This window comes from Marilutibacter maris (assembly GCF_006546735.2).
Lineage (GTDB): Bacteria > Pseudomonadota > Gammaproteobacteria > Xanthomonadales > Xanthomonadaceae > Marilutibacter > Marilutibacter maris.
In genome coordinates this window covers 1-14,123 of record NZ_VICD02000342.1, presented here as the reverse complement: position 1 = coordinate 14,123, position 14,123 = coordinate 1, and the positions used below count along the sequence as shown (strand labels likewise).

General features: G+C 69.4%; 13 protein-coding genes and 1 tRNA gene. 6 read left to right on the top strand and 8 right to left on the bottom strand.

Going from position 1 to position 14,123, the window contains the following annotated elements:
* The 6 genes from FKV24_RS19425 to FKV24_RS18905 form a co-directional block, all read left to right on the top strand.
* Positions 1–552: hypothetical protein (locus FKV24_RS19425; RefSeq protein ID WP_170288383.1), on the top strand; the 552-nt coding region annotated here is incomplete at its 5' end.
* Positions 553–920: 368 nt separating this feature from the next.
* A complete protein-coding gene (gene dxs / locus FKV24_RS18925) occupies positions 921–2,840 on the top strand; it encodes a 1-deoxy-D-xylulose-5-phosphate synthase (protein WP_141483498.1) in 1,920 nt (639 codons plus the stop codon).
* Between the two features lie 56 nt (positions 2,841–2,896).
* Entirely contained in the window at positions 2,897–3,670 is a 774-nt protein-coding gene (locus tag FKV24_RS18920; protein WP_211371928.1) for a sterol desaturase family protein, read from the top strand.
* Positions 3,667–4,554 (top strand): fatty acid desaturase, encoded by an 888-nt coding sequence (locus FKV24_RS18915; RefSeq protein WP_111265873.1) that lies wholly within the window; start codon positions 3,667–3,669, stop codon positions 4,552–4,554. The genes FKV24_RS18920 and FKV24_RS18915 overlap by 4 nt, the downstream gene beginning before the upstream one ends.
* On the top strand, positions 4,554–6,455 hold the full coding sequence (locus FKV24_RS18910) for an iron-containing redox enzyme family protein (RefSeq protein ID WP_141483496.1): 1,902 nt from the start codon (positions 4,554–4,556) through the stop codon (positions 6,453–6,455). Before FKV24_RS18915 ends, FKV24_RS18910 begins: the two co-directional genes overlap by 1 nt.
* On the top strand, positions 6,452–7,369 hold the full coding sequence (locus tag FKV24_RS18905; RefSeq protein ID WP_141483495.1) for a DUF6999 family protein: 918 nt from the start codon (positions 6,452–6,454) through the stop codon (positions 7,367–7,369). The genes FKV24_RS18910 and FKV24_RS18905 overlap by 4 nt, the downstream gene beginning before the upstream one ends.
* Here FKV24_RS18905 and FKV24_RS18900 read toward each other — a convergent pair.
* From FKV24_RS18900 to rpmI, 8 genes are all read right to left on the bottom strand, one after another.
* Positions 7,336–8,430 carry a TraB/GumN family protein gene (locus FKV24_RS18900; protein ID WP_170288382.1) on the bottom strand — a complete coding sequence of 365 codons (1,095 nt, stop codon included), beginning with the start codon at positions 8,428–8,430 and terminating at the stop codon, positions 7,336–7,338. The genes FKV24_RS18905 and FKV24_RS18900 overlap by 34 nt on opposite strands.
* 142 nt (positions 8,431–8,572) lie before the next feature.
* Positions 8,573–8,649 (bottom strand) — tRNA-Pro (locus FKV24_RS18895).
* A 163-nt stretch (positions 8,650–8,812) separates the two neighbouring features.
* A complete protein-coding gene (locus FKV24_RS18890; RefSeq protein WP_111265869.1) occupies positions 8,813–9,169 on the bottom strand; it encodes a MerR family transcriptional regulator in 357 nt (118 codons plus the stop codon).
* Complete coding sequence (locus tag FKV24_RS18885) at positions 9,150–9,449, bottom strand: integration host factor subunit alpha (protein WP_111265868.1); 300 nt, start codon at positions 9,447–9,449, stop codon at positions 9,150–9,152. Before FKV24_RS18885 ends, FKV24_RS18890 begins: the two co-directional genes overlap by 20 nt.
* 24 nt (positions 9,450–9,473) lie before the next feature.
* Positions 9,474–11,909, bottom strand: a complete 2,436-nt coding sequence (gene pheT / locus FKV24_RS18880) for a phenylalanine--tRNA ligase subunit beta (protein WP_141483493.1) — start codon at positions 11,907–11,909, stop codon at positions 9,474–9,476.
* Positions 11,910–11,980: 71 nt separating this feature from the next.
* A complete protein-coding gene (pheS, locus tag FKV24_RS18875) occupies positions 11,981–12,991 on the bottom strand; it encodes a phenylalanine--tRNA ligase subunit alpha (RefSeq protein ID WP_141483492.1) in 1,011 nt (336 codons plus the stop codon).
* Between the two features lie 216 nt (positions 12,992–13,207).
* The gene (gene rplT, locus FKV24_RS18870) at positions 13,208–13,567 is read right to left on the bottom strand and encodes a 50S ribosomal protein L20 (RefSeq protein WP_111265865.1); all 360 of its coding nucleotides are present in this window, start codon (positions 13,565–13,567) and stop codon (positions 13,208–13,210) included.
* A gap of 13 nt (positions 13,568–13,580) precedes the next feature.
* Positions 13,581–13,778, bottom strand: coding sequence for a 50S ribosomal protein L35 (gene rpmI, locus FKV24_RS18865; RefSeq protein WP_024889803.1), 198 nt, complete (start codon positions 13,776–13,778; stop codon positions 13,581–13,583).
* Positions 13,779–14,123 lie beyond the last annotated feature (345 nt).

The following is a 14,123-nucleotide window of genomic DNA, read 5'->3' as shown; positions in this document are numbered from 1 at the left end:
GCGACCGGCCTGGCCCAATGGCTGGATGGGAACCGGCTCAAGGGCCGGGTCCGGTTCGAGCGTGGCGGCCAGCGGATCCTGATCGATGCCAACACCCGCCTGTACGTCGGCGCCACCGCGCTCAAGCCGCTGGCGCCGCTGTTCGAGGGCGGCGTGCTGGGCAGCGACTTCACTCCGGTCGACGACACCACCTGGGCGGCCGAGGCCAACAAGGCCGAGCCGCAGCCGTTGCTGCGCCTGGTCTGGCTGGGCGGCCTGCTGGCCGGCAAGGGCCGGATCGCCGAGGGCTACGATGCCGCCGGTCGCTTCCAGATGCTGAAATGGCCGCAGACCGAGCGCGAATACCCCAAGCACTTCCGCATCTCGACGGTGATGATGAAGGGGCCGGCAACCCTGTCCGAGATCGCCGCCGCCAGCGGCGTGCCCGAGGCCGATGTCGCCGACTTCATCAACGCCAACCTCGCCACCGGTTTCGCCGAGGAATACCGCGAACCAGAGCCCGACACCGAACCGCCGAAGTCGGGCCTGTTCGGCCGCCTGCGCGGGCGCTGAGCGTCCCGCAAGCCTGTAGGAGCGACCTGGCTCATGGCTCCCAGCCCCCTGAGTCAGGGGGCGATTCGTGCCGCAGGCACGAATGAGGGGCTGGAAGCATGCCCGTGGGACCCAAGGTTTGCGCAGCAAACTTTGGGAGATATCCGGGCCCGACCGGATATCGTCCCCCCTGAGTCAGGGGGCGATTCGTGCAGCAGGCACGAATGGGGCTGGAAGCATGCCCGCGGGGCCCAAGGTTTGCGCAGCAAACTTTGAGGGATATCCGGGCGGGCCCGGACATACCTCCACCCACCACGGCTTGCCCCCCTCGTTTGCGCGCAGGACAATGACGGATGCGCCGCGTTTCCGCGGCGAGGCTGCCCGTCCCGATGATCGATCCGCAACGCTACCCCCGCCTTTCCCGTATCGCCGTCCCCGCCGATCTGCGCCAGTTCCCGGAAGATGAGCTGCCCGCCATCGCCGAGGAGTTGCGCGCCTATCTGATCGAGCAGGTCGCGCGGGTCGGCGGGCACTTCGGCGCGGGCCTGGGCGTGATCGAGCTGACCGTGGCCCTGCACTGGCTGTACGAGACCCCGTCCGACCGGCTGGTCTGGGACGTCGGCCACCAGTGCTACCCGCACAAGATCCTCACCGGCCGCCGCGACAGCATCCACACCGTCAAGCAGAAGGACGGCGTCGCGCCGTTTCCCAAGCGCGAGGAGTCCGAGTACGACACCTTCGGCGTCGGCCACTCCTCGACCTCGATCTCGGCCGCGCTGGGCATGGCGGTCGCGCTGCAGCGCGGCGGCGACGAACGCCGGGTGGTGGCGGTGATCGGCGACGGCGCGATCACCGGCGGCATGGCGTTCGAGGCGCTGGCCCACGCCGGCGGCATGGGCGCGGAGCCCGGCAGCGAGGAGCCGAACCTGCTGGTGATCCTCAACGACAACCAGATGTCGATCTCGGAGAACGTCGGCGGCGTCACCCGCATGCTCGGCCGCCTGACCGGCAGCCGCACGCTCAACGCCCTGCGCGAGGGCGGCAAGAAGCTGCTCGGCGACAAGCACGGCGCGCCGGCGCGCTTCGTGCGCCGCTGGGAAGAGCACTGGAAGGGCATGTTCGTGCCGTCCACCTTCTTCGAGGAGCTCGGCTTCCACTACACCGGTCCGATCGACGGTCACGACCTGCCGGCGCTGCTGGGCGCGCTGAAGACGCTCAAGACCCTGAAGGGACCGCAGCTGCTGCACATCATCACCACCAAGGGCAAGGGCTACGAGCTGGCCGAGGGCGACCAGATCGGTTACCACGCGGTCGGCCCGTTCGATCCCGCCCAGGGCATGGTCAAGAAGGCGGCGGCGAAGAAGCCGACCTACACCGACGTGTTCGGCGACTGGCTGTGCGACATGGCCGCCGCCGACCCCAAGCTGATGGGCATCACCCCGGCGATGCGCGAGGGCTCGGGCCTGGTGCGCTTCAGCAGGGAGTACCCCGAGCGCTACTTCGACGTCGCCATCGCCGAGCAGCACGCGGTCACCCTGGCCGCGGGCATGGCCTGCGAAGGCGCCAGGCCCGTCGTCGCGATCTACTCGACCTTCCTGCAGCGCGGCTACGACCAGTTGGTCCACGACGTCGCGATCCAGAACCTCGACGTGCTGTTCGCGATCGACCGCGGCGGCGTGGTCGGTCCCGACGGCGCGACCCATGCCGGCAACCTCGACCTGAGCTACCTGCGCTGCGTGCCGAACATGCTGGTGATGGCGCCGGCGGACGAGAACGAGTGCCGGCTGATGCTGTCGACCGGCCACCGCCATGCCGGCCCGGCCGCGGTCCGCTACCCGCGCGGCACCGGCCCCGGGGTCGCGATCCAGCCCGGCCTGGACACGCTGCCGATCGGCAAGGCGCAGCTGCACCGTCGCGGCGGCCCCATCGCCCTGCTGGCCTTCGGCGCGGTGGTCGCCGCCGCCGAGAAGGTCTCCGCGTCGCTGGGCCTGACCCTGGTCAACATGCGCTTCGTCAAGCCGCTCGACCGCGCTCTGATCCTGGAGCTGGCGAGCGACCACGCCGGTTTCGTCACCCTCGAGGACAATGTCGTCGCCGGCGGAGCCGGTTCCGGCGTGGCCGAACTGCTGGCCGCCGAGGGCATCACCCTGCCGATCATGCACCTGGGCCTGCCGGACGCGTTCCAGCACCATGCCAGCCGCGAGGAGCTGCTCGCCGAGGCCGGTCTCGACGCCGAGGGTATCCGTCGCGCCCTGCTGGCGCGCTGGCCCGAACTGGCCCTGCCACCGGCGCAGACCGCGTCGCGCTGAGCGACCGGCGATGCATGGACTGAACACGCCTTGACCCCGACGCACAGGGAGACGCGGTGAGCTGGGGCGAACGTTTCATCGCGTTCGACGCCCCGACCGTGATGGCGGTGGGTGTGGCCTGGTTCACCCTGCTCTACGCCCTCACCGGCGGCATCGCCGCACTGTTGTGGCAGCGCCTGCTGCCGTCCCTGGGCTACGGTCGCCGGCTCGACCCGCGCCCGCTGCCCGCGGGCCAGCTGCGCCGCGAACTGTGGGCGTCGGCGTCGTCGATCCTGGTGTTCGGGCTCGGACTGGTCGTGCCCTGGGGCCTGTTGCGCCTGGGCTGGGCGCGGCTCGCGGTCGAACCGTCGCCGTGGCAGATCGCGATCGAGATCGTGGTGCTGTTCCTGTGGAACGAGCTGCACTTCTACCTCAACCACCGCTTGCTGCACACGCGGCCGCTGCGTCGCTTCCACGCGATGCACCATCGCTCGCACGTGCCCACGCCCTGGTCGACCTACGCCTTCCACCCGGTCGAGGCGGCGATGCTGGGCAGCGTGCCGCTGCTGCCGATGCTGGCGCACGACTTCAGCTTCGCCGCGCTGATGACGCTGCCGGTGCTCAGCATCGTGCTCAACAACCTCGGCCACGGCAACTACGAGGCCAGCGCCGATGCGCCCGCACGCGGCTGGCGCGCGGCCAGCCGACGCCATCATCTGCATCACGCCTGCTACCACGGCAACTACGGCTTCCTGCTCGACGTGTTCGACCGCCTCGCCGGCAGCACGATCCCGCTGAACGCCGCCGATGCCCGCATCGCGGCGGCGAAATCGAAGCAGGAGGCGCGATGAGCCTGCGCCCGCTCGGCGCGCTGCGCGACCGCAGCGACCTGCAAAGTCTGGGCTACCTGGTGGCGCAGGCGCTGTTGATGGGCCTGCAGTGGTTGCATGGCTTCGCCTGGCCGGCCTGGCTGGCGTCGCTGTTCCTCGCGGTCGGCATCAGCGTGATCCATCACAACCACGCGCACCTGCCGATGTGGACGCGGCGCGGCCTCAACCGCGCCACCGATCTGGCGATCACCCTGCTGCAGGGACATCCGACCTGCGTCTTCCATCCGACCCACCGCCTCAACCACCATCGCCACCGGCATGGCGGGGACGATGCGATGCGGACCTGGCGTTTTGGCGACCACAACCATCTGGCCGGATGGGCCATGCACCCGCTGCAGGCATCGGTGGCGGTCTACCCGCTGGTGATCCGCTGGCTGGGCCGGGTCCGGCGCCTGCACCCCGGGGCCTGGCGCTGGTACGCGCTGCAATACCTGCTGTGGCTGGCGAGTTGGGGCGTGCTGCTGGCGATCGATCCGGCACGCGCCCTGCTGCTGGTGATCGTGCCGCAGTTGTTCGGCCTGCACTGGCTGCTGGCCGCGAACTACCTCCAGCACGCGCATGCCGACGACCGCAGCCGGTTCGGCTACGCGCGCAACTTCGAGGGCCTGCTCAACCCGCTGCTGTTCAACATCGGCCTGCATACCGCCCATCACGAGCACGGACGGGCGCACTGGTCGAGCCTGCCCGCGCTGCACCGCCGCTATCGCGCCCGCATCGATCCGCGTCTGCTCGAAGCCGGCCTCGCGCGCTACGTGCTGCGCGTATTCATGCTGGCGCCGCTGATGCCGGCGCTGCGCTCCCGGTCGCTGCGTGCGACCGCCGCCTTCAATCACAAGGACCGTTGATGCCCACCGTCTTCAACCACACCTGGATCCACGGCACCGGCCGCTTCCTGCCCGGTCCGGCCATCGACAACGAGGCGATGGACGCCTACGTCGCCCCCCTGAACCGGATCTCCGGCCGGATCAAGCGGCGCATCCTCGCCGAGAACGGCATCCTTGCCCGTCACTACGCGATCGACCGAGAGGGCCGCACCGTGCACAGCTGCGCGGCGATGGCGGCCGCGGCGATCGGCGACTGTCTGGGCACGACCGGCACGTCGCTGCGGGAGGTCGGCCTGCTGGCCTGCGGCAGCTCCGGCGGCGATGCGCTGATGCCCGGTTTCGCCAGCATGGTGCACGGCGAGCTGGCCGCGCCGCCGATGCAGGTGCTGACCGCGCATGGCATCTGTGCGTCCGGCGTCGCCGCCTGGGAGGGCGCGGCGTCGGCGGTGGAGCTGGGCGCGCATGCGCACGCGCTGGTCGCCGCCGCGGAGATGCCGTCGCGGCTGTTCAAGCGCTCGCGCTACGCCGCACGCGACTACGACGCCGACTTCGACGCGCACTTCCTGCGCTGGATGCTGTCCGACGGCGCCGGCGCCCTGCAGCTGGGCGCGGCGCCGCCGCGCGAAGGCATCCGCCTGCGCCTGCGCTTCATCCACCAGCGTTCGTTCGCCGGCGACTATCCGGTCTGCATGCAACTGGGCCTGACGCCCGACCGCGGCCGCTCGCACCTGGACTACGACGCCTGGGGCGACGCCGAGGCCGACGGCGCGCTGTTCCTGCGCCAGGACATCCGCCTGCTGCCGCACCTGTTCGACGTCGGCGTGCACGAGTACGCCCGGCTGTGCCACGACGGCTGGATCGACCCGGCCCAGGTCGATCACTTCCTCTGCCACTACTCGTCGGAACGTTTCGCGCCGGTCGTCGACGAGCTGATGGCCAAGGCCGGGCTGTCGATCCCGCGCGAGCGCTGGTACAGCAACCTGACCCGTCGCGGCAACACCGGCGCGGCGTCGATCTTCGTGATGCTGGACGAGTTCCTGCGTACCCGCGCGCCGCGTCCGGGCGAGCGGATCCTGTGCTTCATCCCCGAGTCGGGCCGCTTCACCGTCGCCTTCGTGATGATCGAGGTCGAGGCCGCCGATGCCGCCGTCGACACCGCGACTCCGGCACCCGTTGCGGAAGCCGTCGCCGACGACACGATCGCGCCGCCGCACGACCCCGCCGACGCGCCCGCCGCGCTGCGTCATCTGCTCGGCGAACTGGCGACGATCTGGCACGGCTACCGCTCGCGGGTGTGGCGCACGCCGATGATCCGCGCACTTCGCGAGGGCCGCTTCGACCGCGCCGACTACCTGGCCTGGATGCGCGACTGGATCCCGCAGGTCCGCGAGGGCAGCCGCTGGATGCGCGAAGGCGCGGCCTCGGTGCAGGCGCCGTACCAGGCGCTGCAGGCCCTGATCGAAACCCATGCCGGCGACGAACAGGACGACTACATGATCCTGTTCGACGACTACCGGCGCGCCGGCGGCGAGGTCGGCGACATCGACGCGTTGCGCCGCAACCCCGGCGGCGAGGCGCTCAACAGCTACCTGCACGCGCTGGCGGCGACGCCGAATCCGCTCGGCCTGCTCGGTGCGATCTACGTCATCGAGGGCACCGGCCAGCGCATCATTCCGGCCCTGCTGCCGCTGATGAAGGCCGTGCTCGACCTGCCCGCGGACGCGTTCCGCTTCCTCGAATACCATGGCGAGAACGACCAGCACCATCTGGCCCGCTGGCTGCACGCGGTCGAGATCGTGCTCGAGCACGACCACGACGGAGGCGGCGCGCATGCGATCATCGACACCGCGCGGCGGACCGCCGAGCTCTACCTGATGCAGTTCGAACACGTACCGGCGGGGCGAAGGCAGGAGCCACGATGAAGAAGGCCTCGCGGGATTTCCTCGACCAGGCGCACGATCCGCGCGATCCCAGCCCGTGGCTGGCGATGTACCTGGACCGCAGCACCCCGATCGACGAGGCGGTCAAGCACGCCTGGCTGGTCGACTCCAGCTCGGCCTCGCGCCAGTACCTGCTGCCCTTCGTCCGCCCGCTGGCGCGGACGATGATCGTGCTGATCCAGGTCCTGAAGGTGCTCACCCCGCGCAAGCTGGCGTTCTCGCGCGCCCTGCACCGGCTGCTGGCCTGGGGCATGGAGAACTTCATCCGCCCGGAGGCCAACTGGCTGATCCTGCGCCACTTCCACATCGGCTCGCAGGTGCTGGCCTTCATCGCCCGCAACGCGCCGGTCGAGGTGAGCACCAATCCGCTGACCCCGGCGCGCATCAGCGACGTGCGCGAGGAGATGTTCCTCGTCCACGACCTGAACCTCTACAACTTCATCATCCGCCTCAACACCGCGCTGCAGCGCGAGGGCCGCGAGCTGGCCCATGTCGAGACGCCGGACCTGTCGATGATCGAACAGCCGCCGCTGCGGCTGGAGGACATGCCGCGGCGGCGGCGCAATTTCCTCGACCTGCAGAGTTCGATCGAGCTGTTCACCCCGATCTACCAGTTGCTGCTGACCGACAGCGACTTCTGGCGCGCGACCAATTCGCTGCAGTTGGACGAGACCATCGGCCTGTACGCGGCGACCCTCCTCGACGCCCGCGACCACCTGGTCCTGCTCAACAATCGCCACCCGCTGGTACCGATGTCGACCCTGCGCGCCGGCTTCCGCCTGACCCTGCACGGCCTGTCCACCGAGATGCTGCACGGCCTGCTGGTACGGATGCGCGCGGCCCGCGAAGCCGCGCCGACGGATCAGTCGGCGGCGGCCGGCGACGCCTCGCCGTAATCGCCCGCCATCGCCGGGGCCTCCTCCTCGTACTCGCCGGGCGCCTGGACGCTGTAGCCGCGCGCACGCAGCTCCGCGGCCAGGCCGTCGGAGGAGAGCAGCTCGCGCATCGGCAACAGGGCCAGGGTGATCGCGTTGTTGGACAGCGCCCGCTCGGCCTCGCCCAGCCACTGCGCATGCACCTGCGACGGCAGATCGCCGGCGCGGCTGCGCAGGGCCTGGATATTGCGCGCGGCATCGCGGCAGGCCTCGAACTGGTCGGTATACGGCAGCGCCCGCAGGCCCTCGACATCGCCGACCGCCCAGGCATTGGCGCGATCGCGCATGAACGCCAGGTCGGTCTCGAGCCGGTCCAGGGTCCTGTCGAAGCAGGCCAGATCGTCGATCCGCCCCTGCTTGAACTCGGTGATCGCCTGCTTGGGGTCTTCGATCACCACCTCGACCCCGGGCTTGCTCAGGGTCACCCCATGCTCGCCGGCCAGTGCCTCGACCCGGTCGGAGACGCTGTCGTCGATCCGCAGGCCGGTGTCCTCGACCGCTTCCTCGTAGAGCTTCAGCGCCGCGAACATCGGCCGCCACGATTCGACCCCGCGATCGCGGCCGATATAGCGTTCCTTCAACACCTGCCAGCGGGCATAGTTGGCCGCCGGCACCAGTTCCCGCAGACGCTTGCCATCCGGGTTCTTGCGCGCACCGACCAGGCGCGGCGCCAGCGCCAGACCACGGAAGAAGCCGACATCGGCCTTGATCGACACGCTCGGCGCCAACATCACCTCCTGCGCCTGCGCAATCACCTGCTCGACATCGCGCGCCTCCCACTCCATCTTCTTTGGCAGCGGCGACAGTGTGCCGAGGACCCACAGCACGTGGCCGTCGCGACCGACCTTCCACAACCCGGGACCCGGCACCACGCCACTGACCACGATGGTGTCCAGATCGCGTACCGGTTCCGGCGCCGCGGGCGCTTCGACGCCGGACCGGGCGGCAGCCGGACTCATCGGCGAGACGGCAAGCGCGGACAGCGCGGTGGCCAGGACCAATGGGGAGAGACGCGGGCTCATGCAGGCTCCTTTGCCGGATATCGGGGACACCGTCGCCGTGGCCGATGCCATTGACGACAAGTCGCGACTACAGCAAAGCCGCCCACAAACGCAAACACCCGGAAGTCCGGGTGTCGATGGGCGGTTCAGCAAGGCTTTGGATTGGTCGGGGTGGCCGGATTCGAACCGACGACCACCTGTCCCCCAGACAGGTGCGCTACCAGGCTGCGCTACACCCCGAATTTGTCACGCTGCGACGGCGGTGCGTCGAGCGGGCGGCAAGTATACCTATTGCCCGCGGATCCCACCATGCCCCCGCTCCGATCACGTCGCGGGCCTGGCGTAGGAGCGGCGTAAGCCGCGATTGGGCTTTCCCGGGAGACAGCGGCCGCGGCTTGCGCCGCTAGCGGCGCAGCAGCTGCAGGATCTCCTCCAGCTCCATCCGCACCTGCTTGATGATCTGCGCGCTGAGCACGGACTCTTCCTTGGCCGCGTCGCCCTCCAGGCGCTGGCGCGCGCCGCCGATGGTGTAGCCCTGTTCGTACAGCAGCGCGCGGATCTGCCGCACCATCAGCACCTCGTGGCGCTGGTAGTAGCGGCGGTTGCCGCGGCGCTTGACCGGGTTGAGGCTCGGGAACTCGGTTTCCCAGTAACGCAGCACGTGCGGCTTGACGTCGCACAGTTCGCTGACCTCACCGATGGTGAAGTAGCGCTTCGCCGGGATCGGCGGCAGCTCGCGGTTACTGCCCGGGTCCAGCATAGGCCTCCACTCGCTCCTTCAGCTTCTGGCCCGGACGGAAGGTCACCACCGTACGTGCCGAAATCGGAATTTCCTCGCCGGTCTTGGGGTTGCGGCCCGGCCGCTGGTTCTTGCGGCGCAGATCGAAATTGCCGAAGCCCGACAGCTTCACCTGGCGTCCCTGTTCCAGCGCCTCGCGCAGGGCGTCGAAGAACGCATCGACGAACTCCTTCGCTTCGCGCTTGTTCAGGCCGACCTCGTCGAACAAGCGCTCGGCCATCTCAGCCTTGGTCAGTGCCATCTCAACCCCTAATCAATCCGGCGCTCAACCGCGCACCGTCGCACCGTGATCGCGTTGCAGGGCGGCAGTCACCTCGGCCACCACGGCATCCACGTCCCGGTCGGTCAGAGTGCGCGATTCATCCTGCATAATCAAGCCCATAGCGAGACTCTTGAAACCTGATTCAACCCCCTTGCCCTGGTAGCGGTCAAACAGCACCAGATCGCGCAGGGACGGGCCCGCGGCGGCACGGACACTGGCCGCCAGCTCGCCCCAGCCGATCGGTTCGGCGACGACGAACGCGAGATCCCGGCGGACGGACGGGTACTTGGACAGCGGGCGCGCCTTCGGAATCGCCCGTTCAGCCAGCGGCTCCAGGGCCAGCTCGAACGCGACCACGTCGACGTCCAGCTCCAAGGCCCGCTGCAGGCGCGGATGCAACTGCCCGATCCAGCCGATCGCGCGGCCGTCGCGGAAGATGTCCGCGGAGCGGCCCGGATGCGCCCAGGACGGGTGCGAGGGACGGAACTCCAGTTCGGCGCCCGCCAGGGCCGCCAGGCTCTGCAGGTCGCCCTTCAGGTCGTGGAAACCGACCGCGCGCTCCGGCTGCCCCCACTGCTCGGCATGAACCGGGCCGCAGGCGACGGCGGCGACATGCAGGGTCTGGATCGGCGCCGGCGCCTCCCCGGCCGCGTCCGAGCGGTCGCGGGCGAACACGTTGCCCAGTTCGAACAGGCGGACCCGCGCCTGCTGGCGCGCGGCATTGCGCCCCAGTGCCGCCACCAGCCCCGGCAACAACCGGGTCCGCATCACCCCCAGCTCGGCGCTGAGCGGGTTGGCCAGCGCCACCCCGTCGCCAGCGACGCCCCAGGCCTCGAGCAGGCCGGCGTCGACGAAGGCGTAGTTGACCGCCTCCAGGTAACCGCGCGACGCCATCTGCCGGCGCAGGCTGGCATCGTCGACCCGCCCTTCGGCAGGCGCGACCAGGCGCGAGGCGCCCACCGGCAGGGTGGTCGGGATCGCATCGTAGCCGTGGATGCGGGCGACCTCCTCGATCAGGTCCTCTTCGATCTCGATGTCGAAACGGCGCGCTGGCGCCTGCACGCGCCAGCCTTCGGCGCCATCGGCGTCGGAGGCCGGCTCCACCTGCAGTCCCAGCGCGCGCAGGATGCGTTCGACCTCGGCGTCCGGCACGCGCACCCCGAGCACCCGTGCCAGGCGCTCGCGGCGCAGCATCACCGGCTGCGGGCGGCTCAGGTCGGCCTCGCGCACGGCTTCGATCACCGGCCCCGGGCGACCGCCCGCGACGTCCAGGATCAGCCGGGTCGCGTACTCCACCGCGATCCGCGGCAGCTCCGGATCGACGCCGCGCTCGAAGCGGTGGCCGGCGTCGGTATGCATGCCGAGCTTGCGGCTGCGGCCGATGATCGCCGAAGGAATCCAGTGCGCGGCCTCGAGGAACACGTTCGCGGTGGCATCGGTGACCCGGGTATCGAGGCCGCCCATGATGCCGCCCAGCGCGACCGCGCGCGCACCATGGCCGCCCCGGCTGTCGGCGACGACCAGGAAGTCGTCGTCGAGAGTCACCTCGCGGCCGTCGAGCAGGGCCAGCGACTCACCGTCGCGGGCCGGCCGTACCACCACCGGCGCCTGCAGGGTGTCGCGGTCGAAGGCATGCATCGGTTGGCCGAGTTCCAGCATCACGTACTGGGTCACATCGACCAGGAAGCTGATCGGGCGGATGCCGCTGCGGCGCAGGCGGTCGGCCATCCACAACGGGGTCTTCGCGGCGGCATCGATGCCGTCGATCGCACGGCCGACGAAGCGCGGCACCTTGGCGCCTGCCTCGAGCAGGACGGCATCGCCGTCGAACCCGGGCGCGACCCCGTCGGCCGCCGCCACCGGGGAGGCCTCCAGCGGGCGGACTTCGCTGCCCAGCGCGGCGGCCACGTCGTAGGCGATGCCGCGCACACTGAAGCAGTCGGCGCGGTTCGGCGTCAGCTTCAGCTCGATCGTCGCATCCGGCAGCCCCAGATAGCCGGCGATCGGCGCCCCGACCGGGGCGTCATCGGGCAGTTCCAGCAAACCGGCGCTGTCGCTGTCGCAGGCCAGTTCCTTGGCCGAGCACAGCATGCCGAACGACTCCACCCCGCGCAGCTTGGCCGGCTTGATCTTCAGCTCGCCGGGCAGCACGGTGCCGACGGTGGCCAGCGGCGCCTTCAGCCCGGCGCGCGCGTTCGGCGCCCCGCAGACGATCTGCACGGTGCCGTTGCCGGTGTCGACCTCGCAGATCTGCAGGCGGTCGGCTTCCGGGTGCTTGGACGCGGAGAGGATCTGCGCGACCACCACACCGTCCAGCGAGTCGCCCAGCGCAGCGACCTCCTCGACCTCGAGGCCGATCGCGGTCAGCGTGGCGACGAGCTCGTCGCGGCTGGCGGTGGTCGGGACATGGTGGCGAAGCCAGTTTTCGCTGAATTTCATATCTATCCAGGGTCTAGAGCTGGGGGGCCAGGGGCCGGGGAAAGGGTTCGGTGCTTTTCAGCCCCCGACCCTCAAGCGAACTGCCTGAGGAAGCGCACGTCGTTCTCGAAGAACGCGCGCAGGTCGTCGACGCCGTAGCGCGTCATCGCCAGACGCTCCACCCCCATGCCGAAGGCATAGCCGGTGTACTTCTCCGGGTCGATGCCGACATTGCGCAGCACGTTGGGATGGACCATGCCGCAACCGAGCACCTCCAGCCAGCGCGAGCTGCCGTCGGGTTGTTGCCAGGCGATGTCGAGCTCGGCCGAAGGCTCGGTGAAGGGGAAGTAGCTCGGCCGGAAACGCATCTCGAAATCGCGCTCGAAGAACGCCCTCACGAATGCCGACAAGGTGCCCTTGAGATCGGCCAGGCTGGCGTGCTCGTCGATCAGCAGGCCCTCGCACTGGTGGAACATCGGCGTGTGGGTCTGGTCGCTGTCGCTGCGGTAGACCTTGCCCAGCGAGATCATCCGCAGCGGCGGTCCGCTCCTGTCGGCGACGGCCTGCAGCATGTAGCGCACCTGCATGCCCGAGGTATGGGTGCGCAGAAGGCGGCCGTCGTCGAAGTAGAACGTGTCGTGCATCGCCCGCGCCGGATGGTGCGGCGGGAAGTTCAGCGCCTCGAAGTTGTGCCAGTCGTCCTCGATCTCCGGGCCCTCGGCCAGATCGAAGCCCAGGCGCGCGAAGATGTCGGCCATCCGCTCCAGGGTGCGGCTGATCGGATGCAGGCCGCCGCGGTCGGCGTCGATGCCCGGCAGGGTCACGTCGACGGTCTCGGTGGCCAGGCGGGCGTCGAGCGCGGCGTCGGCCAGCGCGGCCTTGCGCGCGGTCAGCGCGGTACCGACCGTGTCGCGCGCATGGTTGATCGCCTCGCCGGCGGCCTTGCGCTGCTCCGGCGGCAACGCGCCGAGCTGCTTGAGACGACCGGTGATGGTGCCGCTCTTGCCCAGCAGCGCCACCCTCAGCGCCTCGATCGCGTCCGGGGTCGATGCGCCTTCGATGTCGGCCAGTGCCTGTTGCGTCAGTGCTTGGATTTCGCTCATTGCTGCCGAACCTTGCGTATGCCCTTGGTTGGTGGCCGCGCCCCGTCTCCCCGGCCGCGCGTCCGCTGTTACCGATACCGGCATCCGACTCCGGCATCGTGCGTGCGTTTCAGGCGCCCAAAACGAAACATGGGGAAGGACTTGCGCCCTTCCCCATGCGTGTACTGCATTGTCCAGCCCGCCGCCGGCGCACGAATGCGCGGGCGGTGGCGACAATTACGCTGCGAGTGCGCCCTTTGCCTTTTCGGCCAGCGCAGCAAACCCAGCCGCGTCGTGCACGGCGATGTCCGCCAGCACCTTGCGGTCGAGGGTGATGCCGGCCTTGTTGAGGCCGTTCATAAATCGGCTGTAGCTCAGGCCGTTGATGCGGGCCGCGGCGTTGATGCGGGTGATCCACAGCGAGCGGAAGTTGCGCTTCTTCTGCTTGCGGCCGATGTAGGCGTACTGCAGGGCCTTGGTGACCGCCTGCTTGGCAACGCGGAACACCTTGCGACGGGCGTGGTAGTAGCCCTTGGCCTGCTTGAGGATCTTCTTGTGACGGCGACGTGCGGTTACGCCACGCTTGACTCGTGCCATGGTTCAGTCCTCCTCAGAGATACGGCAGCATGCGGTCCAGACGGCCCGCGTCCTCGGCACGAACGTGGTTCGTCTGCCGCAGGTTGCGCTTCCGCTTGGTCGCTTTCTTGGTGAGGATGTGGCTACGGTTGGCGTGGCCAGCCTTGTACTTGCCGGAGGCGGTCTTGCGGAAACGCTTGGCCGCACCCCGGTGGGTCTTGATCTTGGGCATTGGGATGTCCTTTCGGATATTGGATCACTGGCCTGGGCGCCACAGGTCCGTCCGAGGCGACTGCGTCGCATCGTCCGCTGCGGGCTTTCCGTCCTGCCCTTGCCGGCTTGTAAGTCGTTGATCCTCAAGGAATCTTCGACAGGTCCTGGGTACTTCAAAAACACAAACCCGGCGAACCGGGCCGCACATTATGCAGGCCCGGGGTTTTTCTTGCAAATCATCCGGTTAGCCGCGATGAAGGTCACCGGGAAGGCCCCATCGCGGCTTACGCCGCTCCTACGAAGAGCCCCGGGGATCGCGGCTGACGCCGCTTCTACCTGAGGAGACCGCTGCTCCTACGGGGGG